Source organism: Rubritalea sp. (assembly GCF_039830215.1).
GTDB lineage: Bacteria > Verrucomicrobiota > Verrucomicrobiia > Verrucomicrobiales > Akkermansiaceae > Rubritalea.
The window spans coordinates 1-25,721 of sequence record NZ_JBDOPO010000173.1 but is presented as its reverse complement, the minus strand read 5'-3'; the positions used below and the strand labels follow the sequence as shown (position 1 = coordinate 25,721).

Genomic DNA, 25,721 nt, shown 5'->3' with positions numbered 1-25,721 from the left:
GGGAAATAAACACATGCCAGAGCCAACTACATCAGCAAATAATACTTTCAAGGCGGGGTGTTCTCCTGTTTGCGATGTGGTTAAAAAGCCGAAGCGGCATAAGCTTAGGTCGCGATCATGGCATCGCTATTTGGGGATGTTAGCTGCCATTCCTTTGGTATGGGTCTTGATAACGGGTTTTTTACTCAACCATAGCGAGGATTTTGGCCTAGAGGAAAAGCGAATCACTAGTTCGCTAGTTCTCAAATTTTATGGAATGACACCTAAAGGAGAGCCTGTGGTGTACCAAGCTTCTACTGTCGATTTAGTTCACTGGGATGGAGTTAATTTTCTCAATAACAAGACTATTGATTTAACAGGTGAGCCACTTGGCGTGGCTTCAGTGAATGGCGATATTGTTGTTGCGTCACCAGACTCTGTTTCTATTTTTGATCAGTCTGGATTGTTGCTGGAAACTCTAGATGAGTTATCCCTCCCATCTCTACCACTTTTTGGGGTTGGTGAAGCTGAAGGAGAAGTAGCTCTGAAGAATCAAGAATCATGGTGGAGGCCAGATCAAGATTGGCTTGAGTTCTCAAAAACCAAGACTGCTGAAATGTCTGTGGCATCAACTGACCGAGTAAGTGATGAGCAACGTGCTCTACTTACAGCTGCATGGTCAGGTGGAGGTCTTCCGGCATCTAGAGTGATTTTAGATCTTCATGCAGGACATTTCTTCGGTGATGCAGCCAAGTATTTTTATGATTTAGTCACAGTTTGTACTCTTTGGTTAATCGGTACCGGTGTTGTTCTACAGTATCGAACTTCACGGAGGAATCGTGCAGCGAAATTAAGGACATGATGAGTCGAATCAGGCATTCATTGCTACACGGCCTATTAGTATTGTTGTTGAGCAGCTGTAGGCAAAGTAACTCAGATTTAGAAAAGGTAGACCACGTGTGGTCTGGAATTGGCTTTGGAATACCTATGAGTGTTGAGTTGTACCAAATTGACGTGTCATTGGTGGGGCGGATTGATATTGAAAGCTACATTCATGAGCTAGAACTAGCTTCTTCACTTTACAGTGACTCATCAGAGCTCAGCATCCTAAACCGAGAAAAGGTTTTGATGAATCCAAGTCGTTTATTTTTAAGCCTACTCGAAAAGGCTAAAATTTTGTCTGAGAGAACTTTAGGTTATTATCAGCCTGCAATTCATGGTGCTTGGTCAGCTATGGAATTAGATGAGTTGAGTGATGAGCACGTGGAAGCCGCTGACATGTTAAACGTTGAGATCTCAGGTGACCGTGTGACTCTCGGTAATCCGCTAACAGAATTAAGCTTTAACGCGATTGCCCAAGGCTATCTCACTGATAGAGTGGCGCAGTACCTCCGCGAACTAGACGTAAATTCTGCAATACTTTATTTGGGGGAAACTTATGCAGTCGGGAGCCACCCAGAGGGAAGGCAATGGTCGCTGGCTGTGATGGGGACACCCAAGAATGGAGAAACGGATCTTGTGGGCACTCTGCAGTTCGCTGACGCCGGGCTGGCAGTTTCAACTCATGATGCTACGCGTAAATTACTTAATCCAAAGCAAACAGGAGCTATCACTCCAAATATTGTTGTCGCAGTAGTTAGTGAGGAAGGGGCAGCCGTGGCAGATGCCTTTGCTACTGCATTTGCTGTAGCGCCACAAAGCGATTGGCTCGAGTTGCAAGCTAAGCTATCTGCGGGGGGCGCTAGCCAGGTGAAAATTTGGGTTGAGAATGAATTAGTCTTCGGCCACTAGTGAGCTTTCTAGAGCATTGCACTGAAGGAGGCTTCATCGAGTATATTCACTCCTAACTTTTCAGCTTTATCAGCTTTTGAGCCAGCTAGCTCGCCAGCAAGTAGGTAATGGGTATTCTTAGAGATAGAACCAGATACTTTACCACCGAGTGATTCAATCAGCTTTTTGAACTCGGGTCTGGGTTTGCTTAGTGTACCTGTGATAACGAAGGTGAGGCCGTTGAGCGGGAGCGAGCTTGTGTCTACTTCGCTAGGTTTAGGTGCATGGTTTTCAGATCTTGGGGAAATATGTAATTCAGAGAGTTTGTTTAGAACATGTTGGCCTGCATCTGAGTTGAAAAAGCTACGGATACTCTGTGCTGCAACTGGGCCTAGGTTGTCATCGATTTGGTACTCCGCTAGAAGTGGGTGGTTTTCCTTTTTACGCTTAGAAATACTGAGTTCGGTGAAGTTGGGCAGATCCGCCAGAGCTGCAATGATTGGGCTCTCAGCTATCTCAGCGAGAGTTGGGTGAAGTCTTGCCATTTCCATCGCGGCTGACTCACCTATATTTCGAATGCCCATGGCGTAGAGCCACAGGTGGAGTGGTTTGGTCTTTGCTTGGTTAAGTGATTCTATAACTTTGGTAGCACGTTTTTCACCAAAGAGTCTGGGCTCAAATTTTGTGCCAAGGTTGAGCTCACTGAGGGTGATGAGATCGATGTCGAAAAGGTCGAGTGGAGTTTTGACTAGTTTGTTGTGAACGACAGCTTCGGCAACCGAGCTGCCAAGTCCATCGATGTCGAGCGCTTTGCGCGAGGCGAATTGTTTGATCAGCGTGATCGCCTGCGCTGGACAAGTATAGTTAGTGCAGCGCCATGCAACCATGCCTTCTTCTTGCGAAATAGGAGCAGAGCACGATGGGCAGACTCCGTTGACCGCATCAAAGAGGGAATAGGGGGTAGCTCCATCTGGGCGTTTTTCTTTGATTACTTTCACCACTGCAGGAATAATTTCTCCAGCCTTTTCGATGATGACTGTGTCGCCAATGTGGATGTCCTTACGCTCGATCTCTTCCTGGTTGTGCAGTGTGGCACGTGAGATAGTGGTACCAGAAACTAAAACTGGCGTGAGCTCCGCCACTGGTGTTAGGACACCAGTGCGGCCGACTTGGATTGTGACAGCATTGAGAGAGCTCTCGGCCTGCTCCGGTAAAAATTTGTAGGCCGCAGCCCAGCGTGGTGCTCTAGAAGTGAAGCCTAAGGATTCGCGTGTGGCGTGATCGATGACCTTCACCACAGCCCCATCAGTGGCGTAATCAAGATCGTGGCGCAGAGTGTTGATTTTGTTGACTGCCTCGACTAGACCGTCCAGGGTGTCAACCACTTGAACAGGAGTGTTACGTGGGATTTTTAGGGTATCCAGCAGGGTATGAAAATCTTGCTCAGCTGGTAGCTCTGGACCATCGTAGGCTCCGAGCCCGTGGGCGAGGAAGTCGAGTGGACGCTTGGCTGTTTCACGGGAATCGAGTTGTTTGACTGTTCCTGCCGTGGCATTGCGTGGGTTGGCAAACACCTGAAGTCCTTTGGCGTCGCGTTCCTCATTCATCTTCGTGAAGCCACTGTTAGGCATGAATATTTCACCACGAATTTCTAAAAGAGCGGGGGCACCTTTACCTAGCTTTAGCGGGATAGATTTGATGGTGCGGACATTATCCGTAATCACATCGCCACGTTTGCCATCACCTCGAGTGGCGGCGTAGTCGAGTGAACCATTGCGGTAGACTAGAGCGACGGCGACTCCATCCAATTTAGGTTCGACTGTCACTGGGATATTTTGTTGTCCTAGATTCTTCTGAAGTCGTTGGTAAAAAGTGATGAGTTCTTCCTCGCGTGCAGTGCCAGGCCTTGCGGCGAGGTGGTCGTCCGAGAGTTCGAACACATCATCGATGGACAACATCGGGACGAGGTGTTCTATATTCTGAAAGGAATCGAGCGGGGCTCCGCCAACACGCTGAGTGGGGGAATTGGGATCTGCTAGCTCTGGATGACTCTTCTCTAAACCTTCAAGCTCTCGATAGAGTTTATCGTATTCCGAGTCTGATATTTCCGGCTGAGCGTCTTGGTAGTAGAGTGCGTTATGACGGTCTAGTTCATTAGCAAGAAGGGCCATGCTATCTGCAGGCTTTTCTGAGTTTTTTGGGTCCTTGGATGATGCAAAGTCGAAGAGGTCGTCCATGCATTGTTTGTGACTGGAGTGCGCACTATTTTCAACCAGAAAGGGAGGGGAGATCGGGTATCATCAAAAATGATGGTGAGCGGGCTTTTATCGATTTCCATCTGCTAGAGAATATGAGATAGCTTGCTCCGAGTTATGCAAAATCCACGCGAACGAGAAGACCACCATATAGCAAGCAAGCGAGATGAAAGATCCTTTTGGACTATGGTTGGGTTGGCCGCGCAAAATGCTTTTAATGACAAGGCGGCTCAGTTTTTCTTAATCCCACTTGCGGCGTGGTTGGTTGTCCAATCTGGCGCTGGAGACGGAGGTAACATGAAGTACATCTTGGGAGGCCTCATTGTGGCTCCTTTTATCTTTCTCTCACCGTTTGCTGGCTGGTTGTCAGACCGTTATAGCAAGACATGGGTGTTGCGATCAGGAATGGTGTTGCAGTTGCTGGTGTTGGTGATGATCACATTCTCAATTTTACTTCAGAACCTAAGCATTGGAATTTTTGGTTTCTTCTTACTCGCAGTTCAATCGACTTTGCTGAGTCCAGCTAAGAAGGGGCTGGTTAAAGAGATGGTGGGTAGCGAGCGCTTGGGGTTTGCGAGTGGTGTGTTAGAGATGGCTTCAGTGTTGGCTATTTGTGTTGGTCAGATTGTCAGTGGGTTTTGGTTTGATAGCCGTTTGGCTGTTTCTCAGGATGGTTGGGAGGCTGCATTGACTCCTATCATGATTATCACAGTGATGGCAATTCCTGCTGTGTTGTTTTCGTGGACCTTGAAATACTACCCGTCACCATCGTCACGACCATTTCAGCTCAAAATACTCTGGGAACATGTCGGGCAATTAGGTGATTTATTTAACGATAGGAGATTGAAGTGGGCTGGCCTTGGTGTGGCATTTTTCTGGTTCTTTGGGGGATTTATCAACCTTGCCGCTGTTCAGTTGGCTGAGGTGGCGACCGGTGGAGGTCAAGGATTTGGCTCAGAAATGGCTTGGTTTTTAGCGGCTGCTAGCGGCGGAATTGTTCTTGGTGGAGTTCTTGGTTCAATGAGTTGTCGCCGAAACATTGAGTTAGGATTGGTGCCTATTGGTTGTTTGTTGACGACTCTGGGGTGTGTATTGATGGCAATGTGTTCGCTGGAGTCGTTCTGGCTTAAAGTGTGGATGGTGTTCACTGGTGCTGGTGCAGCCTTATTCTTGGTGCCTCTGAATGCGCATTTTCAAGATGTGTGTGACCCAAGTAAACGTGGACGCGTATTGGCTGGTTTGAATTTGTTGGATTGTTTAGCTGGTGCTGGAGCAGTCGCCTTTCAGTTGTTACTGAGTAAGCTGGGCGTTAGCATGGGTGGGCAGTTTCTTAGCATGGCAGTGCTGTGTTTGATCGTTGCAGGTTACTCAACTAAACTGCTGCCGCAACACTTCATTCGTTTCACTATGCTGAGTGTGTTCCGCATATTTTACCGCCAGAAGGTATTGTATGCAGAGCGCATGCCCGAGTCTGGTGGAGTTTTGCTAGTCCCCAATCATGTGACTTACATCGATGCGTTTATACTTACTGCAGCGAGCCCAAGGCCGATTCGTTTTTTGATGCACGATAGTTACTTTGATAAAGAAGGGATATTGCGGCATTTTGTAAAACTGTTCGATACTGTGCCAATTTCTGAGCATAAGGCCAAAGAGGCCATTACTATTGCTGCCGAGGCAGTGAAAGAAGGAGCTGTTGTGTGTATTTTTCCGGAAGGTCAATTGACTCGTAGTGCTGCGATGACTGAGCTTAAGCGAGGTTTCGAGATGATTGCTCGGAAGGCAAAGTGTCCCGTCATGCCTGTGTACATGGATGGCTTGTGGGGGTCGATTTTCTCCTTCGAGCGTGGGCGTCTTTTTAAGAAAATACCGTACAGTGTTCCGTATGGTGTCACGGTTGCCTGGGGTGAGCCGGAACTCCCGCGTATGGCAAGCGCAGTGGCCATGAGGAAGGCTCTGCATCAACTTTCTTCTGAATCGATGGAAATGCGTGGAGTCTTGCTCCACCCCTCACGACTGCTGAATAAAAAACTAGAGTTGCTCGACGGTGATAAGCATACCTTCTCGGCGATGTTAGATTCTGTTAAAAAGATGGATGAAGGAGAGCAACGCGCTTTGATTACTAACGCTCTTCAGGTTGCTGAAAGTCCAGCATTTAGCAAGCGGGGGGTCATTGTTGTCGACTCCAAAGATGAAGTGGCGCTCATTTTTGCAATAGGTTTGCCATTAGTGCATCAAGTCCGTGTGCTTTTAGCGGACGAGTACACCTCGGTCAGCCATCTAGAAGAATGGAATCTCACTTTCCTAGTGGAAGCATATATAGGTGGCGAGAGCCTACGACTAAAGGTGGCAAAGCTACACCCAAATGATGCAGTATTCTATCACACGGGTGGCTATCTCGATCAAGAAGCCGAGGTGCCGTGCTACCCAGTAGGAGTTCTTAGTGGTAAAGTTATTGCGATCTCAACTAAGCACCCTAATGCTATATCAACGACAAATCAATTTCAAGCGGGTTGGAAAGAGGGAAGCATAGGAAGGCTTTTACCTGGGTTTACATACAACGATGGAGACCCCGGATTCTTGAAGTTTTCGGGCCTAGTGTTTGGTGTCGATGGTGACAACCAGATTGTAACACGCGCTCGGATGGATGCTGAAGGATTCCTTTACCTTTGATTCATTTGTCCTCGACGATTGAGTTTTTTGTAGAGTAAGAAGAGTACTGTGAAACTTACAAATACAACAAATAACCACAGTATTTTAGCTTCATTTCTGGCGTAATTGGCCTGAATAATGAATGGTTGGTCAAAATGTTTCTTTAGTGGGATGTTCCACACTAATTTACCAGATGACGGGTCCAGTGAACTGGCGTTGTGAGAGTCTGGTATAAGTGGAGTGTTGAGAATATACCGAAATTCCGCATCCCCAAGAATAGCGCCATTCTTGATCCTCCCATTGAATAGAGGGCTGAGGTCGAGAGTTCGGTGGTAGTCGATTCCCCATGGGTGGATTCCAGCTTCGGTGTCGCCTAGTATAGCGCATAGCATATCGAGCGCTTCTCCATCGGTGGCTTCTGTATCTGGCTGGCTTTCGAAATAGGCTTTCTCAGAGAGGGCGATACGCTCTAGGTCGAGTACTGAGTCGAAGCCGATGTGGAGCTTGACTGCTTGGCAGTAGCTGCCATACGGGCATGATTCATTTTCTAGAAGAGAAAGCTCTGGGTGTCTGGCAACGATCTCATTGAGGAAGGTGTGAACCTCGTTTGCCTCTTGTTTAGAAAATGCTTTATAGGGTAAAATGAGATGTACTCGCATGTCACCGGAACCATCACTCATTAGCGTGATTTCTTCTTCACCATCGATCTTGCAACCTGTGAGTAAGGCTAGGCTAAGCGGGTAAATGAGGAAATGAAGTAGGATAGTTTTCATCAAGTCGCTAGCAGAGTGCTGTTTGATTTTGAAGATTGCAAGCTCATGTAATTAGCATAGTGCCATATAGCTCTTGAAAATCTAAAGGTAGACATCTATCTGACTTCCATGAAGGAAAACAATTGGCATCACAGAATATTTAATTGGATCTATGGAATGGAGACTGATCCTGGTATTATTGAGCAATTAGCCGTATCCCTTGTTATTTTCATATTAGTGCTAGTTGCTGCTTTCGTGGCTTACTTTGTCACACGTAAGCTGATTTATGGTGTGGTGGCAAAGATCGTGAAGGCCACTCCGAATGAATGGGATGACGAATTGCTGAATTCCAAACTTTTCACTTGGGTTTCATTGTTGGTCCCAATAGCGATTCTTTGGAAGACAGCGTTGCAGGTATTCGACGGGGATGCATTTGGTTTGGAGAATGAAGACACTATCATTGGTGGCATAGGACATATTCTTCAGGTCATTACCCAAGTGACTGCCATTGTTTTGATCATGTTTTCTCTCATGTCGGCTCTGAATATTGTGGAGCGAATATATAACCGCTATGAAGTATCGAAGAAGCTCCCGCTTAAGAGCTTTCTTCAGGTGTTCAAAGTCTTGCTTTTCATGGTAGGTGTTATCTTGATCATTTCTAGTGTGATGGATAAATCACCCTCGTTGATTTTCACTGGTCTTGGTGCTGCCACTGCGATTCTCATGTTGATATTTAAGGATGCTATTCTTGGATTGGTTGCTGGTATTCAGCTCTCGGCGAATCAGATGGTTTCGGTTGGCGACTGGATAGAAATGCCGAAGTTTGGAGCCGATGGTGAAGTTGAAGAAGTAGCTCTCACTACGGTTAAGGTTATCAACTGGGATAAAACGATAACGACTGTCCCGACGTATGCTTTGATCTCAGATAGTTTTAAAAACTGGAGAGGAATGAGTGAAAGCGGGGTCCGTCGTATCAAACGAGCCATGCATTTTGATATGCAGTCAGTGCGTATTCTTAAACAGGACGAAATCGAAGAAATGCGTAAAATTAGTTTGTTGAGTGACTACTTAGCCAGCAAAGAAACTGAAATTTCAAATTGGAACAAGGAACGTGGCCTGAGTTCAAATGAATTGGTGAATGCTAGAGCGCTTACCAATATCGGAACCTTTCGTGCCTACGTGGTTGAATACCTTAAAAATCATCCCAATATAGATGAGGCGGAGACAATCCTTGTGCGCCATCTATCTCCGAGTGATAACGGCCTACCTATTGAAATTTACGCATTTAGTAACGACAATGCTTGGGTGAATTTTGAGGGGATTCAGAGTGATATTTTCGACCACCTCATGGCAATTACGTCCGAATTTGGCCTTCGTTTATTCCAACGCCCAAGTGGCTTGGATCTTAGTTCCTCTAGTTTTGCTGACTAGCTAGTAGATCCTCAAGTTGCAATCCTTGCATATTTTTCCCTAGATAGGGTTAGATTTGACAGCTAGGAACTAGACCCTAATGTCACCAGCATGCATCGACTCTGGAAACTCTGTATCGCGACTATAATTCTTTCAGCTGTGACTTCTTGTAACGCGCCCATGGTAAGAAATACTCTTACTCTACCAGCCAATGTTGTTCGTGGAACTGCCCAGTCGGTTGGATTGGGCGGAGTAGGCGGTTTGTGAGTAGTTTCAAACTACGCTAGGTAGCTTTAAATGGCTGATCGAGCGTAAATGTTATATATGATTGTGCTCATCTACTTGGAAGATCGTGCCAGTTACTGTGTCAAAAGCTGTGAGGTCGCCTCCGTCCATGACGTTGGTGTCGATGCAGAGTGTGTTGTTCTGAAACTTCGGTATTCTGCCAACCTGCCTCGTGTGACAAAAAACTACAGTTTTTCTTGAGACGTGCCAGGTCGCATTGTGGAAGTGATGGGTGAGTGAAATTTCACAGCTTTTTTTATTGAAGGGTAACTCGGCATCGAAACATCCTCGTACGCAGATGAATTTGACTAGTTAGTTATAGATTTAAGCTCTTATCCCAAAGATCCCAGTGGTTGTCTGGTATTGCATCAATAGAACAGCCATAGGAACCAATAGTTTCTCGTCCACCTAAAAGAGGGATTACCCAGAAGTATAGGCAGCCTTATCGCTTAGAGTATCTTCCATAAAAATATCATGGTTGCCTTTGAGGTGGATTAGAGTGTGGTTTTACCTAATTTGACTAACCGATCAATCACTCCCTTCCTATCTGGACTACGATCAATGTGGACATTTAGTGTGATTATAGTTTGTGTTCATTATTCGAGGAGATAAAACCTAAGAGGTTGTTGAGGTGTTTCATTCAACCATTAATATCTCCTATGATAATGGCAATATTGTGTATTGTGAGTGCTTAGAATTTAGCTATTGAGAACCTCTGTAAGTCTTTGACTAACCAGTGTATCTTGCCAGCCAAAGAGAGTCCGGAGGTCCAACTGTAAGTGGTCATCGTGTGTATAGCCTACGATTGCAGGTGATCCTGTACGCAGTAACTTGGAAAGCTTGTTGAGGCTTATTCCGGTCGGTGTGATCCGTAGTGCGATCGAGGGGATTTTCGAGCGAGGCATGGTGCCGCCACCGGTTGTTGCCACAGATTCAACTATATTGATGTCGCCCCTGTTGGTTTCACCAATATCTTCTAACATAAGTTCTGCGCGTGCTCTTAGCTGCTCGGGAGAAATGGCGAGTGCCCTGAGGTTGGGGACATCTGAGTCCTTGGGGGAAGCTTGGATTTTAAGATATTCATCAATACTTTCTTGAAGAACTGTGAGGATGAGTTTGTCACAGCGCACAGCTCGGAAAAATGGCTCAGACTTGATTCCTGTAATGAGGTCACTACGACCAGCGATGATGCCTGATTGTGGGCCTCCAAGGAGTTTATCCCCAGAGAAGCAAATGAGGTCTACACCTTTGATAATGGCCTCCTGTGGAGTCGGCTCATGATCAATCGGAGCGAGTTCGTCTATATTCATCATAGCCCCTGATCCAATATCCTCAATCAATGGGATGCCGTGATCTTTACAGAGTGTTGAAATTTCTGAAATTTCAGGCTCGGAGGTAAATCCTTCGATGTAAAAGTTTGACCTATGAACTTTGAGAATGAGTGCTGTATTTGGGGTGATTGCTTTGGCGTAGTCTTTTAGATGGGTTTTGTTAGTGGCACCGACTTCGACCAATTTTGCGCCCGAGGTTTCGAGGATTTCAGGGATTCTAAAGCCACCGCCAATTTCGACCAATTCAGAGCGAGAGACAATGACTTCGGTTTTATCACCCTTACACAAATGATTGAGAATCAGCACTAGAGCTGCGGCACAGTTGTTCACTGCTGTGGCAGCTTCTGATTGAACTAGGCAAGCCAAGGCTGTTTCTAAATATCCAGCGCGTTTACCTCGCGTTCCTTCTACTAGGTTGAATTCGAGATTCGAGTAGCCTGTGGCAATTTGCTCAAGAGCAGTCGCAGCAGTCTTGCCAAGTGGTGATCTACCAAGGTTGGTGTGGATCAAAACCCCAGTGCCGTTGATGACTGGTTGTAGCCGAGAGTTAGCAAATTCCTGAAGCTTCTGAATGATCGAATCTTCGATAGTTTCGCGTGTGCTTTCAGCTCCAGAAAGGATTTCTTTACGCCAAGCTGTTACTTCATTTCGGACGAAAGAAACCACCAGGGGTTTGGGGAGCTTTACCCTGTTAAATATCTGATTGGCGAGAGGTTCGATCGGAGGCAGGGCTTTTAGTGCGGACGACATAGTATTACTTAATCTTGAAGTTGGTTTGTTGTTCGAAGGAGCTATCGTCTACGTAATTGTACTCGAAGCGTGATTCAGGGGTGCTTCTTTCGCTATCTTGGTAAGTCCACTCAAACCCTTTAACGAGACTGCTGATTTCAGGCTTTATTTTTAGTACTTCTGTGTGAGGGAGGGTTGACATGGTAAATTAGAAATCCACTTGTTTAGGATCAAATTGGTGCTGTTTAGCTTGGTGAGCGGTGAGGTCTAGATAGTGAAAATCTTCTTAATGCTGTTATTCTCTAGCACATAATTGCCGGCTTCTATGTGAAAGTGTGAACCTGAAACTTTAGAGGACTGGAAGTAGAGGTGATTGAATGATCCTATTAAACCTCCGCAGGTGATGAGTTTATTATGCGGGGCGAAACTAGCAAACCTAGCCTCATGTTTCTCTTGGTTTTCTCTCGTTAGAAAAATGGCTTATCGATAATGAACATAGGTTCCTCGTGCACATTGCCGTCAGTGTGGATCTAGTTGGTGATCTTACGTACCAATTTCCATCATAAAACATCGAGCATTCGAGGTGGACAACTTCACCAACACCAAGGCTCACTTTGAAAACATGTTTCTTCATATTGAGGTCGCTCGGGCTGAGGTGATCTTAAGATGCGATGAGTGCTTCCGCCATTTTTTTGGCTGAAAAGATACAATTGCCAATGCTGAGCAGGAGGCACCTAAAGAGATGATTTGTGGGAAACTATGCACGGCTACTTGGGAAGGTGGTCTGAACAATAATCGTTACCATCTGGGGCAACCCTAAATTCTGCATTGGGATGAGTGACGTCATTGGCCCCACATGTGTGGCAGGTATGGAATGCTTCTTGTTTGTTGGAGAATTCGCGACCGAAACGTTTCCTTCGCATGTGTGTGGATCCTCTATTTTTGGAATGCCTAATAAACATGGGTACAGCGACAACTAAATAGTTAGAAATGCAGACTAGCATGAAGAGTAAACTCAGCGGGTGACCCAAAGAGCCAACTAACATCAATCCACCAGTGAGAGCTGCTAAGAGCCATATCTTGCAGGGAATAACCAAAAATAACATTAAGGTGTAGCGCGGATTGTAGGTGGCGAAGGCAAAAAATATGGAGCTAGCTAGATAGATTCCACTCATGCTGTGGTGTTGTTTAAAGACCATAGCTAATAGGAGGTTAGCGCAGAGTGTGCTCAGTATACCCCAATAGACAAAGAGGTTGGTTCGAAAAACTCCCCATTGTTGTTCGAGTCCGTCGCTGAAAGAAAACATGAGCATGGTACCGAAAAAAAGGAACACAATTTGGATTGGGTCAAACGATCCAACTTGTGATGCAAAAACAAACGTGAAGAGGCGCCACCATTCACCAGATAGAATTTTAGGGTAATCGAAGTCTAGAGTTTCCGCGAACAGTGGGTTGAGGGCGGTGAGTAGAAACACCCCGACAAAAAGAATGGCGAGATAGCGGATGAGGCCAGGGATAGCCCATTGGTGAAATTTACGTTCTAATTGATCGAGCAGGGTATTCATAGCTTGCAATAACAAGGCCCTACGTTGCTCTATGTGGCTCTGCGTTCAAGCTAGAAATCTGAGTAATTACTTTGGCTATTGGCTGGTAGTTTTGTGCAGAAAATCAGGGTTTTTGTGTTGTCTATAGCAAACTTCAAAAAAGCTCGGCTATGGGGTTGGACTAGTGTTGACAGGCTATAACACACTTTGCATCTTGCGCGCGATGAGTGCAGAAACAATTCAACAAACCCCGCTAGCCGATCTCCATGTAGAACTCGGAGCGAAGATGGTTCCTTTTGCTGGCTGGAATATGCCAGTTCACTACACAAGCATCACTGACGAGCACACTGCTGTACGCGAAGCAGTTGGAATATTTGACATCTCTCATATGGGGCAGTTTTTCCTCAGCGGTGCTGGAGCCGAAGAATGGCTCAATTGCGTCCTAGCGAATGACGTAAAGAAACTCTCTATCGGTGAAGCCCAGTACACATTCATACTCAATGAGCAGGGCGGGGTGATCGACGACCTCATTATCTACCGTTTCAAAGACGACCAGATTTTCCTCGTGGTAAATGCATCCATGATCGATGTGGACTTTGCTTGGCTCAATAAGCACCTTACAGATGGTCTCACACTGACTAATGAAAGTGACGCATGGGCTGGCATGGCCGTTCAAGGGCCAGATGCCTCTGCTGCCTACGCAAAACTTTTCCCAGACCGCGTGCTACCAAAGCGCAATGGAATCGATACTTGGGAAGAAGATGGCGAGAAGTACATCATTTGCCGCACTGGTTACACCGGAGAAGATGGCTTCGAATTCTTCAGTTCAGCTCAGAAAGGTTCAGCATGGTTTAAGAAATTTATCGATGCTGGAGCAAAGCCGTGTGGACTAGGTGCGCGCGACACACTGCGTCTAGAAGTGTGCTACCCGCTCAATGGTTCTGAGCTCTCGCCGGAACGCACACCACTCCAAGCTGGTCTTGGTTTCTTCTGCGCTCTCGACACCGATTTCATTGGTGCTGAGGTTCTACGTAAACAGAAAGAAGAAGGGCTCGTTGAGCGCCTCGTCGCCATCAAGTACACAGGAAAGGGTGCTCCACCACGTGCTCACTACGGTGTGTTTTCTAAAGAAGGTGAACAGTTAGGCGAACTCAGCAGTGGCGCTATGTCACCAAGCCTTAAAGAAGGAATCGCTATGACTTACCTTCCTGTCTACTCTGCAAAAATTGGCACTCTCGTTGACATCGATGTTCGTGGACGTCTCTACGAAGCTAAAGTTGTCAAAAAACCTTTTTACAAGAAGGACTAATTCCTGTCCTATCCATCAATCAATATAACAAAAAACAATATACTAATACTATGAACGTACCTGAAAAATTTCGTTACACAGCCGACCACGAGTGGATTCTTGTCGAAGGTGATGTTGCTACAGTTGGTATCACAGATCACGCTCAAGATGAGCTTACTGACATCGTATTTGTTGAGCTTCCAGAAGTGGGCCGCGAGTGCGAAAAGGAAGAAGCTATCGCAGTTGTAGAGTCAGTCAAAGCAGCTTCAGACATTTACGCTCCAATCACAGGTGAGATCCTTGAAGGTAATGAGGCTCTTGAAGATGATCCAGCGCTCATCAACACTGACCCACACTTAGGTGGTTGGATTTTCAAGATCAAGATTACTGACGCAGCAGATGTCGAAGCGCTCATGGATGCTGACGCATACAAGGCTCACATCGGTGGCTAATCTAGTTCACTAAAGATAAAACATTCTACGAAGGGCGTGCTGCGAGGCAGTGCGCCCTTCGTACTTCACACTTCCCTAACAAATATACTAAACATTATGTCAGTCTATGCCGACTTCTGTAGCCGCCACGTAGGTGTGCACGGTGACACCCGCCAAGATATGATCGAGTCACTCGGGTACGAGCGTATTGTCGATCTTATTAAGGACGCAGTTCCATCTGAAATCCGTGAGGAAAAGGACATGGATCTCCCTAAGGCTCTCACTGAGACTGATGCTCTTGATCTTCTCAAGATGCTCATGGACCAAAACGAAGTGCTCAAGTCCTTCATCGGTCAGGGCTACTATGGAACAAAGGTCCCAGCAGTGATTCAGCGCAACGTGCTCGAGAATCCGGGGTGGTACACAGCGTACACGCCATACCAGGCTGAGATCGCTCAGGGCCGTCTTGAGGCGCTCCTCAACTTCCAGACTCTCATCACTGACCTCACAGGGCTAGCGATGTCTAATTCATCACTTCTAGATGAGTCCACAGCTGCAGCTGAAGCCGTAGCACTCGCTCGCTCAGCCTCCCCAAAAGGAACAACTGTGTTCATCTCGGACAAGGTTTTCCCACAGACAATTGATGTTGTTAAGAACCGTTGTCAGCCACTTGAAATCAAGGTTATCGTTGGAGACTACAAATCTTTCGAGCCATCTGAGTGTGAAGGTCTCTTCGCTACTGTTGTTCAGTATCCAGATGCAGATGGCTCAGTTGAAGACTACGGTGCATTCCACGAGAAGGCACATGCGGTGAAGTCACTTTCTACAATCGTTGCTGCTGACATCCTCTCTCTCACAGTGCTGCGCGCACCAGGTGAGTTTGGTGCAGACATCTGTGTTGGTAGCTCCCAGCGTTTCGGTGTTCCACTCGGTTTCGGTGGTCCTCACGCTGGTTACATAGCCTGTATCGATAAGCTCAAACGCAAGCTTCCGGGCCGCATTATCGGTGTCTCTATTGATCCACAGGGCAACAAAGGTTACCGCCTAGCTCTTCAGACAAGAGAGCAGCACATCCGTCGTGATAAGGCTACTTCCAACATCTGTACCGCACAGGTTCTCCTCGCTGTTATGGCTTCCATGTACGCAGTGTACCACGGTCCTGACGGCCTTCGTAATATCGCTTACAATGTGCACTACATGGCGCAAGCGACAGCTTCATCACTTGCCGCAAATGGTATTGAACTCGTTAACGAGTCATTCTTCGATACGCTTACAATCAAGACCCCAGGCAATGCTGAAGACATCATGGAGCAGGGCCGCGCAGCTGGCTTCAATTTCCGTCAAATCGATGCTGACCATGTTGGTCTTTCTTTCGATGAAACAACAGCAACTGACGACGTAGTCACTATCCTTGCTATCTTCGGTATTGAAGAGCCAGTTCTTCCTGATGAAGACGAAGTAGCATGGGATGAAGTAAATGAGCGCGAGTCAGATTTCTGCACAGCTAAGGTTTTCCACAGCTACCGTTCAGAGACTGAAATGCTCCGTTACTTGGCACGTCTTGAGAAGCGCGACCTCGCACTTAACGAGTCAATGATCGCTCTCGGGTCATGCACAATGAAGCTCAACGCTACATCTGAAATGATGCCACTCAGCTGGCCTGAAGTGGGTAACATGCACCCATTTGCTCCTGAGGACCAAACGCATGGCTACCTCGACATGCTCGACAGTCTGTCTGATTGGCTTGCTGAGATCACAGGTTTCGCAGCAGTTTCGCTCCAGCCAAATGCTGGTTCACAGGGTGAGTACGCTGGCCTTCTTGCGATCCGCCGCTACCACCTCGCGAATGGCGACGACCAGCGTGTTGATTGCTTGATCCCAACATCAGCTCACGGAACAAACCCAGCTTCTGCTGTGATGGCTGGCTTTAAGGTTGTTCCTGTTAAGTGTGACGAAGAAGGTAACATCGACGTTGCTGACCTCATTGCTAAAGCTGAGAAGTCTGGCAAGAACCTCGGAGCTCTGATGGTGACTTACCCATCCACACATGGTGTGTATGAATCCACAATCAAGCAAATCTGTGAAGCTATCCACGCGAATGGTGGTCAGGTATATATGGATGGTGCAAACATGAATGCTCAGGTTGGTCTCACTAGCCCAGGCGCCATTGGAGCTGACGTTTGTCACCTCAACCTCCACAAAACATTCTGTATCCCACACGGTGGTGGTGGTCCTGGTGTTGGTCCTATCGGTGTTGCTGAGCAGCTTGTTAAGTACCTTCCTGGGCACATCGGAGAAGAGAATAAGGCTGGCGCTGTTTGTGGTGCCGCTTATGGTTCAGCGTCAATCAACGTTATCTCATGGATGTATATCGCAATGATGGGCAGCGCAGGTCTCACAGAGGCCACTAAGATTGCTATCCTCAATGCGAACTACGTGGCTAAGCGCCTCAACGAGTTCTACCCAGTTCTCTACACTGGTAACAAGGGGCTCGTGGCGCACGAATGTATCATCGATCTTCGCCAGCTTTCTGCAGCGTCTGGAGTTACTGTCGAAGACGTGGCTAAGCGCCTCATGGACTACGGTTACCATTCCCCAACAATGTCTTGGCCGGTAACAGGAACGCTCATGATCGAACCTACTGAGTCCGAGTCTAAGCAAGAGCTAGATCGCTTCTGTGATGCTCTGATAAGTATTCACGGAGAGATCCAAGAGATCGTTGACGGCAAGGCTGACAAAGAGAACAACGTTCTAAAGCACGCACCGCATACAGCGCAGATCGTGATTAGCGACTCTTGGGAGCGTCCATACTCACGTGAGAAGGCGGCATATCCAATGGCAATTCTCCGCGAACACAAGTTCTGGCCATACGTCGGCCGCATCGACAACGTGCACGGCGATCGTAACCTTGTTTGTTCATGCGCTGGCATGGAGGAATACGGTGAGGCATAAAATCTTCGAAAGATCTACAGCCCCCCTAGCACTGGCGTGCTAGGGGGGCTTTTTTTGTAAGACTCTAACCATGAGTTCTTACAATGTACGAGTCAGAGGCATTAAGCTCTCGTTTGAATTGCTATCTATGACAAGGTCTTTATGTTAGAGGACATCCAGCTTGACGAAGGGGGAGCAAAATTGATGATGGATCTATGTCTGACAGCATCATATTTCCGCGTAGTTCAAAGGATGAGATCGATGGTCTCCCGTATTTCCTCAGAATGTGTCACAAGGTGCGCTTGCACGTAGCAGGGGAGCTGCATCAAGACTACCATAAAAATTTAGGTAAAGCTCTAGACCTCTATACCTGCCAATTACTCAAAATTGAATACGCTGATTTAGTCGAGTTCATCAGCCAGAAGAATGTGGATGATCAGGCTGTGCTGGACTGGGCTTATTCCACTGGAGAAAAGCCCGAGTCTCCTCAAAAAGACTGGTGGTGTAGCTTTGCTCGAAATTTGGGTTTCCGAGATCATTTATCTGAGCGCCTTGCTGACCGTAAACAAACTGCGGGTCTAGCGCACCGTGATGATATTCGCACATTTTTCGATTTCATGGATGCCGAAGAGGGCCGATAATCGACGCAACTGCCGTAGTTGCTTAAATTTTTACGTGACTCTGATCGGAGCCATGCCATTTTTACATTAAGCTCAATTTTATGCCCAAAAAAATCACTCTCCGCTCACCACTCGATATGCACCTTCATCTTCGCGATGGGGACATGCTAAAGCTCGTCACGCCACTGACTGCAGAATCGTTCTCAGGTGCTGTCATTATGCCAAATCTGGTACCACCTGTAGACAGCTTAGATCGGCTATTAGAATACAAACAGCGTATTGTAGACGCACTTGGTCACTACAAGTTTGACCCCTACATGACAATGTTCTTCCGACAGTACTCTGAAAAGGAGCTGGCTGTAGCCAAGGATCATATGATCGGTATAAAGCTCTACCCAGCTGGAGCCACTACCAATAGTGAGGCTGGGGTGAAAGCCCTCGACGCCGTGGAACCGACATTTAAAATGATGGAAGAAATGGGAATCCCTCTCATGGTGCACGGTGAGACACATGGTTTCGTGATGGATCGTGAAAAAGAATTCTTAGATAGTTACGATTATTTGGCAACCAAGTTTCCCAAGCTTAAAATCACTATGGAGCACATCACCACTGCTGATGCAGTGAAAATGCTCGATAGGCATGAAAACCTTCGCGCAACTGTGACTCTGCAGCACCTCATTATCACCTTGGATGATGTCGCTGGTGGAATGCTCAATCCGCACCTTTTCTGTAAGCCAATCGCAAAACGCCCAGAAGATAGAGAAGCTCTACTTCAAGCCGCTCTTCAGGCCCATCCCAAATTGATGTTTGGCAGTGATTCAGCACCACACCCACTCGAGAAAAAAGAGTGCTGCGGTTGCGCGGCCGGAGTCTTTACTTCACCACTTGCGGTCGCCCGTTTGGCTCAACTCTTTGACAGACACGACAAATTAGATAAATTACAGGCGTTCATCAGTGACAATGCTCAGAATCTTTATGGGGTGAAACCTGCAGAGAAATTGGTCACAGTGACTAATGAGCGTTTCCAAGTGCCGGCGGCCTACGTTGGCCATGATCAACATGTAGTCCCCATGCATGCAGGTGAGGAAATCGAGTGGAGCATTAGCCATATTAGCTAGACTCGATTCGGAATATTAAGAAGCTGAAGCGAGAATTAAATTCGTTTATTTCTGCGATAAAACCCATACTGAATATTTCCCCCAACATTTTATTAAATAATGAGCGACGATGTTCTAAGAAGTAAGGTTCAGGATCTCCTAGAAAAGCTAGAGCGCGTATTCCATACGGAATGGCGCAAAACAATGCTAAATTTGGATCATGAGATGATTGAGCATTTCGTTGATGCTAAGGGTACTTTTTTTGAGCCTGAAGGAGCGAATACCGTTATTCCATGGACGAGTAGAGATGAGCTGCTTATTAGCTACCGTAGTCTACTGGAAGAGTTTGGCGCTAGCCTAGAAGATGCCGGGAAGCTATCTGATAAAAAGGCTGAGACCGACTTTGCTGAGGCTGTAAACTCGGCTGATCATGTTGTAGAAGAAGATGCCAAGGAGGAGACGGACAAAGTTGTCGTTCCAAATCCTACTAAATCTGAAATTCCAGCACCGAATACCAGCTCACACGCCATACCTCGACCTCATACCGGGACTCAGCCAATTCAGTTGCCCGGTAATGTTCAATGGCCCGGGCCAATGACAGCTCCGGTAGCTGTGGTCCCAGCGAGTGCTCAAGGTTTCCCCAATCCTTTCGCAGCGGCCGTCAACAAGAAAGAACCAAAGGCTCCGGCCTCGATGGAAGGGCCAGATACCGGATTAGCCAAGGTCACATCTGACCCAGCAGCTGTTCGTGCGATAGTCACCAGGAAAAAATTCGCACATATTCTAAAAGGTGTTAAGCACGAGGTAATAAGAGACTTTATTCTTGCTGAAGCCACAAACACGGGCACAGGTAAGCCCACGATGATAATTTACACTTTAGAAAATATTTGGTTGGAGTTTGCGTTCCCTTATGAAGAGGGCTTACGTATTCTGCTGAAATATCCTCAGCGTGATCCAGAGCTCATAGAGTTCATGAAGTCCTCTGGCCACAATGAGTAATGAAGAATCGCACTCTCTCGATTTGATAATATTTGCTGTTTATTACAGAAATAGCTTGCGGAATTAAACAAACACCACTAGATTGGCGCCGCATCCGAAAGGGTTTCGCCATTAGTGTTTATTCACTTTGGTGCTGGTAATTTTCAATCGCGGGATGGAGCAGCCAGGTAGCTCGTCAGGCTCATAACCTGAAGGTCGTAGGTTCAAATCCTACTCCCGTAACCAATTCTAAGCGCTGTAACCATAAGGTTACAGCGCTTTTTGTGTGAAACATCTACGGGAATGGCTAGTGGGTACTGGACTGGATAAGTAGCTAATGGATTGAAGTCATGAGATCCTTCATTTGGATCACCTGATCAGCGATATCTTCGGCCTCTCTCAATGAGTGCGTAATATGCAGGGTAGTGATGTTCTCGTTGCAGATGTTCGACTTGATAAGCTCGAGGCTTTCAGCGCGGGTATCATCATCTAGTCCAGTGAGGGCTTCGTCGAGACAGAGTAGTGATGGGCGAGTGGCTAAGGCACGGCCGAGGGCAACCCGTTTGGCTTCACCACCGGAGAGCTTTTTTGGTCTGCGTTCGAGTAAATGCGTGAGTCCTAAGCTTTCTGCAAGTTCTTCCACGCGGTATTGAGTATCGCTGACTTTCCATCTTTGGATATTCGGACCGAAAGCGAGGTGTTCTCTGACCGTGAGATGAGGGAAGAGGACATTGTCCTGAGGGACGAGGGCCACGTGGCGCGCACCAGGAGGTAGCTTTGTGATGTCGCGACCACAAAGGCTAATCTTGCCAGCTGTGACTTGTCGGAGTCCACAAATAGCTTCCATGAGAGTGGTCTTACCTGAGCCACTTGAGCCCATGAGGGCAAGACATGTACCTGTCTGTACCTCGAAGCTAATGGAGTTGAGCTCGAAAATACCAGATTTAATAGAGAGTTGTGCGACTTGTAGCAAACTGGTCTTAAGTGAAAAGTTAGGTGATATTTATTTTCTATCTCCCGCTAGACGGATGATTAAGATCGTACTGATGGCGAGTGTGGTAAGTATCAGAGAGACGGCTGCAGCACCTCCTAGGTTGCCGATATTAATTTCTAAGAATACGGACGTGGCTAGGACTTCAGTGCGACCGCGCGTGGCTCCAGCAAAGACTAGGATGGGACCAAATTCCCCGAGTGCGCGGGCCCAAGCAAGCACGCCAGCAGAGAGGACACCTCGCCCAGCTTGTGGGAGGGTGACGCTCCAGAACGCTTGAGCGCGGTTACAGCCGAGTGTGAGAGATACCATTTCTGAGCGAGGGGAAATTTGGTCGAAGGTGTTTTTCATGCTACGCACTGCGAAGGCTGCGGCGACAGTGAACTGCGCAAGAATGATGGCAGGTATGTGAAAGGTGACATGCATGCCGTGGGCGTTGAGCCAATTCTCCAATGAGCTATCGCGAGACGGAAAAGAGTTAAAGAGAATCAACAAACTAAGACCAACAACAAGTGGCGGTAGGATGATGGGGATATCTAGCAACGTGTCTAACAAGGTGCGTCCACGGAAATAGAAACGTGAGAGAGTATAGCCAATTGGAACCGCGAAAATGACCGAAAGAATAGCTGTAATAGTACAGGTTAAAAAGGTGAGGCTGAGCGATTGCTGGATGGCATCACTCTTGATTGCCTCCATTAGCTTGTCCCATGTTATGTAGCTGGCATTGGCTACCACTAACATCGCTATTAATAATATGTAGAGCAAGGTAAATCCAAAGAGCCCAGCGATGAAGGGCTTATCAGACTTTAGCTGAGGAGTATTTGGTAGAATTTGCTGCATGGCTAATCTTTCTCCCAAGTAAAACCATGGTTTAGGAAGTTCTTTTTTCCGTCATCATTCGTGAGGAAATTACCTAAGCGTTGAATTTGGCGTGGGTAAGGGGTCTCATTGGCTGTGGCAAAAGTCTGCAAGGTAATGGCATCTTGTCGACTAATAGAGATGATGTCGCAGTGCTCCATGAGAGATGGGTTGGCCATTGCGTGACTCCGGTACAGGAGGGCTGCATCGAGAGCGCCAGCCTGCATCTGAGCCACTAGTACATCTCCTTTACGGTCGAGCACCATGCTATTGTTAGATTGCTCCAGAGCTTGCAGGACACCATTAGTTATCAGCATTTTGTACGTGACAGCTCCGAAAGCGTATTTTGTTGAGGAGGCGATAGCGATTTTGGCTTGCTTAGTAGTGAGGTCCTTGAGGCTAACTAATTGTTTTGGATTGGACTGTGGTACTAGAAGTATAATCTCGTCGGGGGGGACCGTTGTGCCTTCGGTGAAGCGGTCTTGGGCATGGTCAAGGTAGGTTTTGTCACATGAAAAGTAAAAGCTAGGTTTTGCCCCAGCCAGCATTTGGCTAATGAGTGTCCCGCAACCTTCGTACACAGTGGTGACTTTACAGCCCTCACGCTTTTCAAATTCCTGAATGCGCTTGTCAATGGCGGGTTTGAGCATGGCCCCAGAAAAGGCTAACAATTCTGGTGTTTCAGTCCATCGGTCTGAGATATCGGGCGTTGCAAAACCAGCAGCTTTGAAGCTCATTTGACCTTTATCTTTCGCCGCAATGTACCGCGCAAGGTGTAGGGCTTTGGCCGAGTTTTTCGAAGTAGTGAGCAGGGTAACACAAGCTTCACGCTTTTTTGCTGTGAAGATGGGGACTTCAATTGTTCTAAGTTCAGGGAAATTCGCGGCAACGGCATCCCATGCGATAGTGGCATCAACACTCCCGAGCATTACGTCTTCGATGATGTTGTTGACGGTTGGTTTAGTGACGGTGATGTTAGTTTCTATCTTACTGAGCATCCCATCCTCGGCGAGAACCTCCCGGGTGAATTTACCAATAGCGGCAGACTTGTTGGCAAATGATAGTCGCACACCAGGTTTGGTGAGATCGTCGATACATTGGATTTTCGTATTGTTTTTACTGACGATTATTTTGGCTGTGAGAACAGCAACAGGAATGGTTTCCTCTTCAGCGAGACCGAGTTCTTGTGCGTCTCTGACATATGAAATGTTTGCTGGAAGGTAGAGGTCACCTTGGGCTAATTGGATCTGGGAAAGAAGAGCGCCCGATCCATTGTAGATGATATTTACTGTGCACCCTGTTTCTTCCGAGTATTGCTCGATTATTTTACTGACTGGGTTGCGTAATCCGGCAGCACAATACAGGGTGAGTTCATCGTCGGGGGAGTGGTCGGCAAAGTCTGACCTGCCACGTCGCTGAAGCGCAATGTAACAAAGTACAAGGACCAAGATGAGTCCAAGCAAGATGATGAATGGCTTTTTCATGTCTTAGGCTTCCTCACCGATTTTGATTAGGGAGTGACTAAATGACTGGTAGGTTAGTTAGGCTGCTTTTACAAGGGTGGAGTGTAGTTCTAAGAACGCTACAGGTGACAGGTTCCCTGACGATGAGTGCGGTCGCCTTTTGTTGTAGATGCCATCGATATACTGAAAAATAGCAATCTTAGCTTTACGTCGTGTTTCGAAGTATCCGCTATCTAGCATTAGTTCACCTTTGATCGAACGAAATCATGGATTAGCTAATATCGTCGTGAGGGGCGTTTCCCAATATGAGCTCAGACTTTCTCAGTATTTCTTTTCGTCGCTGACACTAGCTAGCCCCTTACGAAGGTGACGCAGCTCCCTCATCAGCTAGTTCTGCTGTCGAAGCTACGATGGAGCTTCGCCCCCTTACTAGCCTATGGCTAGTACGTCCGTTGCACAGCGCTATAGTTTTTTCCATGTATAGAGGAATGCTGGGCTCGTATGAGGCAGCTTGCAGATTTGAGTAATGCTCTGAGAGTTTGCGTCAGAGTATTGGAGAGCTTTGCTTTTAAATACCTCGCTGCATGGTCTGCGTATATGTTTCATGGTTTACCCTTGGTTCATGTTAATGAATTAGGATATGCTTAGACTAGAATTTGGGGGAGGCTCAGTGCTTCGAGCTTCCTCTTATTCTCTGAGCTTCGGTGCAGAATGGCTGCTCTTATTCGTGCTGTCAGCCCATGTGGGCTAAATGGCCTAGTGACGCAGGCGTCAGCTCCCAGTTCGGGCCACAGTAAATAGTCGGTCTCAGAATTGCTCGCAGTGAGAAATGGATAGAAATTGAAATGAATGTCAGAATTTTTCTATCGACGACAACGCACTGAATGTCAGGGACACCAACAGCCAGAACGACTCAATCGTATGGAGAGACCTTGAGGGGCTCAACTAATTTTTGCTCATACACAGAGATGTGTTGTGGAGAAATACTCAAATCGGAGTGCGCAAACTAAGTCATCTGCGATCGAAATATTATCTTTAAGGATGGGTAGGTGTGCTACCTCCAAACTTGATAGAGAGGTTAGATCCCTTTAACCTAGTGACCTGCGATTTTTACTAGTCGGTTGATTTCTTTGTTGAGCTTTTTCTCCTCAATTTGGGCTTTATTAAGAGGTAGTCCGTCCTTCATGCTTGGGTGAGAGTGGCCCGTATGAGTGAGCCAGGCATCTCGCTTGAGTCTCATTCTAGTTTTTATGAGAAGCTCTATTCCAGCGGGTAATTTATGCAAATTGATAACTTCTAATGCTGAGCTTGCTTCGGAAGAAGGAGTGTCGCCAAACCATTTTAGAATAGGCTGAGTCATTACCCAGTGACCCTCGGAGTTTGGATGAATTCTATCTTTCTGATAAGTGAAGCGAGGATCTTCTTTTCTTGATTTGTCTAACGCATCCTGCATGTGGCTGTGTATATCTATCACCATCCATCCATCATCGCGGCGACTGACTAACCAGTTGCTATACGCGTCGAGGCTTTCAGCATAAGGTGAGGTCATGCCATGTGGGGCAAACGAAGCAGGGGTGATGAAAATAATTGTTGCACCAAACGCTTCAGCTTTAGCCTTCAACTTTTCGATTCCTTGTTTGTAGGCTGAAAATCGAGCTGGGTCTATGGGTTGGTAGATGCCGAAGTTCATGCCATAGCAAGCAAAGATGAGCGAAGGCTTAGACTTGCTGAGAACAGAGTCGAGACGAGTGAATAAGTTAGAACGGGAAAATTTGCCACCCGCATGTCCGATTTCGGACGAACCAGAGACGGTCTCTAAGGGTAATCCTAGGTTAACAACGTCTATGTTGCGGCGGCTATAGAGCGATTTCAGCCAAACTTCAAAGTTTGCTACGTAACCGCCATTATAGGTGATGGAGTCTCCCAGGAAAACAATCCGGTCTGCTTGCACAAGTAGTTTGCGGTGTGCTGTAGAGTCTTGGCTCGCTCCCGCCAGAAGACTGGCAGCGAGCAAGCTATGAGTGATTAAAAAGACCTGTAATACTAGTTTCAAATGAACGCATACTAGGCATTTTGCTAGAAATTGCAAGTGGCCTAAATGCCAATTATTTAACTAATAATTGCGAGTGGTTTTGTGTTTTTGGCGTTGCCATGTGTGAAGTCAGGGAAGTCCTGATACGGGCCTTCTTTTTTTACTTACTTGATAGAAGGTGGAGTGACTGCTGATCCGCGACTACCCGTCGTAGACGGGTTGGTCGAGCCGCGGGCCTGTAAATAGATAGTCGATAAAGCGCTAGTTCATGATGGCTTCCATGCAGCCGTGCCCAGCTCATGCGGCTTGCTACCATAGCTATACTAGG

General features: G+C 47.0%; 19 protein-coding genes and 1 tRNA gene. 11 read left to right on the top strand and 9 right to left on the bottom strand.

All coding sequences use genetic code 11. From position 1 onward, the window contains the following. Together ABGY95_RS05830 and ABGY95_RS05825 are read left to right on the top strand one after the other, a co-directional pair. Positions 1-841 (top strand): PepSY domain-containing protein (locus tag ABGY95_RS05830; protein ID WP_347440756.1); only part of this gene is annotated, 841 nt, incomplete at its 5' end. Between the two features lie 125 nt (positions 842-966). Further along, entirely contained in the window at positions 967-1,770 is an 804-nt protein-coding gene (locus ABGY95_RS05825) for an FAD:protein FMN transferase (protein WP_347440755.1), read from the top strand. Positions 1,771-1,778: 8 nt separating this feature from the next. Here the strand turns inward: ABGY95_RS05825 and ligA are convergent, their stop codons facing one another. Next, entirely contained in the window at positions 1,779-3,986 is a 2,208-nt protein-coding gene (gene ligA, locus ABGY95_RS05820; RefSeq protein WP_347440754.1) for an NAD-dependent DNA ligase LigA, read from the bottom strand. A 135-nt stretch (positions 3,987-4,121) separates the two neighbouring features. On the opposite strand from ligA, the gene ABGY95_RS05815 reads away from it, so the two are divergent. Continuing rightward, entirely contained in the window at positions 4,122-6,674 is a 2,553-nt protein-coding gene (locus ABGY95_RS05815; protein ID WP_347440753.1) for an MFS transporter, read from the top strand. Here ABGY95_RS05815 and ABGY95_RS05810 read toward each other — a convergent pair. Further along, positions 6,665-7,426 carry a hypothetical protein gene (locus tag ABGY95_RS05810; RefSeq protein WP_347440752.1) on the bottom strand — a complete coding sequence of 254 codons (762 nt, stop codon included), beginning with the start codon at positions 7,424-7,426 and terminating at the stop codon, positions 6,665-6,667. The two genes, ABGY95_RS05815 and ABGY95_RS05810, sit on opposite strands and share 10 nt — an antisense overlap. Before the next feature lie 108 nt (positions 7,427-7,534). Here ABGY95_RS05810 and ABGY95_RS05805 point away from each other — a divergent pair, with 108 nt between their 5' ends. Next, positions 7,535-8,836 (top strand): mechanosensitive ion channel domain-containing protein, encoded by a 1,302-nt coding sequence (locus ABGY95_RS05805; RefSeq protein ID WP_347440751.1) that lies wholly within the window; start codon positions 7,535-7,537, stop codon positions 8,834-8,836. A gap of 962 nt (positions 8,837-9,798) precedes the next feature. On the opposite strand, the gene selA is transcribed toward ABGY95_RS05805, so the two are convergent. The 3 genes from selA to ABGY95_RS05790 form a co-directional block, all read right to left on the bottom strand. Further along, positions 9,799-11,181, bottom strand: coding sequence for an L-seryl-tRNA(Sec) selenium transferase (gene selA / locus ABGY95_RS05800; RefSeq protein ID WP_347440750.1), 1,383 nt, complete (start codon positions 11,179-11,181; stop codon positions 9,799-9,801). A 4-nt stretch (positions 11,182-11,185) separates the two neighbouring features. Then, entirely contained in the window at positions 11,186-11,362 is a 177-nt protein-coding gene (locus ABGY95_RS05795) for a hypothetical protein (protein ID WP_347440749.1), read from the bottom strand. Positions 11,363-11,927: 565 nt separating this feature from the next. Then, positions 11,928-12,725 (bottom strand): hypothetical protein, encoded by a 798-nt coding sequence (locus ABGY95_RS05790; protein WP_347440748.1) that lies wholly within the window; start codon positions 12,723-12,725, stop codon positions 11,928-11,930. 202 nt (positions 12,726-12,927) lie between these two features. On the opposite strand from ABGY95_RS05790, the gene gcvT reads away from it, so the two are divergent. The 7 genes from gcvT (at position 12,928) to ABGY95_RS05755 (ending at position 20,295) form a co-directional block, all read left to right on the top strand. Then, positions 12,928-14,013, top strand: coding sequence for a glycine cleavage system aminomethyltransferase GcvT (gene gcvT, locus ABGY95_RS05785; protein ID WP_347440747.1), 1,086 nt, complete (start codon positions 12,928-12,930; stop codon positions 14,011-14,013). A gap of 50 nt (positions 14,014-14,063) precedes the next feature. Next, positions 14,064-14,444 carry a glycine cleavage system protein GcvH gene (gene gcvH, locus ABGY95_RS05780; protein WP_347440746.1) on the top strand — a complete coding sequence of 127 codons (381 nt, stop codon included), beginning with the start codon at positions 14,064-14,066 and terminating at the stop codon, positions 14,442-14,444. A gap of 96 nt (positions 14,445-14,540) precedes the next feature. After that, a complete protein-coding gene (gcvP, locus tag ABGY95_RS05775) occupies positions 14,541-17,375 on the top strand; it encodes an aminomethyl-transferring glycine dehydrogenase (RefSeq protein WP_347440745.1) in 2,835 nt (944 codons plus the stop codon). A 194-nt stretch (positions 17,376-17,569) separates the two neighbouring features. Further along, on the top strand, positions 17,570-17,995 hold the full coding sequence (locus ABGY95_RS05770; RefSeq protein WP_347440744.1) for a DUF5069 domain-containing protein: 426 nt from the start codon (positions 17,570-17,572) through the stop codon (positions 17,993-17,995). Positions 17,996-18,075: 80 nt separating this feature from the next. After that, on the top strand, positions 18,076-19,092 hold the full coding sequence (gene pyrC, locus ABGY95_RS05765; RefSeq protein ID WP_347440743.1) for a dihydroorotase: 1,017 nt from the start codon (positions 18,076-18,078) through the stop codon (positions 19,090-19,092). A gap of 99 nt (positions 19,093-19,191) precedes the next feature. Further along, positions 19,192-20,070 carry a hypothetical protein gene (locus ABGY95_RS05760; protein WP_347440742.1) on the top strand — a complete coding sequence of 293 codons (879 nt, stop codon included), beginning with the start codon at positions 19,192-19,194 and terminating at the stop codon, positions 20,068-20,070. A 148-nt stretch (positions 20,071-20,218) separates the two neighbouring features. After that, positions 20,219-20,295, top strand: a tRNA-Met gene (locus ABGY95_RS05755). Between the two features lie 88 nt (positions 20,296-20,383). Here ABGY95_RS05755 and ABGY95_RS05750 read toward each other — a convergent pair. The 4 genes from ABGY95_RS05750 to ABGY95_RS05735 all read right to left on the bottom strand — a co-directional run bounded on the left by ABGY95_RS05750 (position 20,384) and on the right by ABGY95_RS05735 (position 25,375). Further along, complete coding sequence (locus tag ABGY95_RS05750; protein WP_347440741.1) at positions 20,384-21,022, bottom strand: ATP-binding cassette domain-containing protein; 639 nt, start codon at positions 21,020-21,022, stop codon at positions 20,384-20,386. A 30-nt stretch (positions 21,023-21,052) separates the two neighbouring features. Continuing rightward, positions 21,053-21,880 (bottom strand): ABC transporter permease, encoded by an 828-nt coding sequence (locus tag ABGY95_RS05745; protein WP_347440740.1) that lies wholly within the window; start codon positions 21,878-21,880, stop codon positions 21,053-21,055. A gap of 2 nt (positions 21,881-21,882) precedes the next feature. Next, entirely contained in the window at positions 21,883-23,382 is a 1,500-nt protein-coding gene (locus ABGY95_RS05740; RefSeq protein ID WP_347440739.1) for a substrate-binding domain-containing protein, read from the bottom strand. A 1,072-nt stretch (positions 23,383-24,454) separates the two neighbouring features. Further along, complete coding sequence (locus ABGY95_RS05735; RefSeq protein ID WP_347440738.1) at positions 24,455-25,375, bottom strand: GDSL-type esterase/lipase family protein; 921 nt, start codon at positions 25,373-25,375, stop codon at positions 24,455-24,457. Positions 25,376-25,721 lie beyond the last annotated feature (346 nt).

Excerpts from the sequence above, each read along its gene's own strand:
- pyrC (WP_347440743.1), top strand. The coding sequence starts at position 18,076 with ATGCCCAAAAAAATCACTCTCCGCTCACCACTCGATATGCACCTTCAT.
- ABGY95_RS05825 (WP_347440755.1), top strand. The coding sequence starts at position 967 with ATGAGTGTTGAGTTGTACCAAATTGACGTGTCATTGGTGGGGCGGATT.
- ABGY95_RS05815 (WP_347440753.1), top strand. The coding sequence starts at position 4,122 with ATGCAAAATCCACGCGAACGAGAAGACCACCATATAGCAAGCAAGCGA.
- ABGY95_RS05745 (WP_347440740.1), bottom strand. The coding sequence starts at position 21,880 with ATGCAGCAAATTCTACCAAATACTCCTCAGCTAAAGTCTGATAAGCCC.
- ABGY95_RS05810 (WP_347440752.1), bottom strand. The coding sequence starts at position 7,426 with ATGAAAACTATCCTACTTCATTTCCTCATTTACCCGCTTAGCCTAGCC.
- ABGY95_RS05760 (WP_347440742.1), top strand. The coding sequence starts at position 19,192 with ATGAGCGACGATGTTCTAAGAAGTAAGGTTCAGGATCTCCTAGAAAAG.
- ABGY95_RS05795 (WP_347440749.1), bottom strand. The coding sequence starts at position 11,362 with ATGTCAACCCTCCCTCACACAGAAGTACTAAAAATAAAGCCTGAAATC.
- gcvP (WP_347440745.1), top strand. The coding sequence starts at position 14,541 with ATGTCAGTCTATGCCGACTTCTGTAGCCGCCACGTAGGTGTGCACGGT.
- ABGY95_RS05770 (WP_347440744.1), top strand. The coding sequence starts at position 17,570 with ATGTCTGACAGCATCATATTTCCGCGTAGTTCAAAGGATGAGATCGAT.
- selA (WP_347440750.1), bottom strand. The coding sequence starts at position 11,181 with ATGTCGTCCGCACTAAAAGCCCTGCCTCCGATCGAACCTCTCGCCAAT.
- gcvT (WP_347440747.1), top strand. The coding sequence starts at position 12,928 with ATGAGTGCAGAAACAATTCAACAAACCCCGCTAGCCGATCTCCATGTA.
- ligA (WP_347440754.1), bottom strand. The coding sequence starts at position 3,986 with ATGGACGACCTCTTCGACTTTGCATCATCCAAGGACCCAAAAAACTCA.
- gcvH (WP_347440746.1), top strand. The coding sequence starts at position 14,064 with ATGAACGTACCTGAAAAATTTCGTTACACAGCCGACCACGAGTGGATT.
- ABGY95_RS05805 (WP_347440751.1), top strand. The coding sequence starts at position 7,535 with ATGAAGGAAAACAATTGGCATCACAGAATATTTAATTGGATCTATGGA.
- ABGY95_RS05790 (WP_347440748.1), bottom strand. The coding sequence starts at position 12,725 with ATGAATACCCTGCTCGATCAATTAGAACGTAAATTTCACCAATGGGCT.
- ABGY95_RS05740 (WP_347440739.1), bottom strand. The coding sequence starts at position 23,382 with ATGAAAAAGCCATTCATCATCTTGCTTGGACTCATCTTGGTCCTTGTA.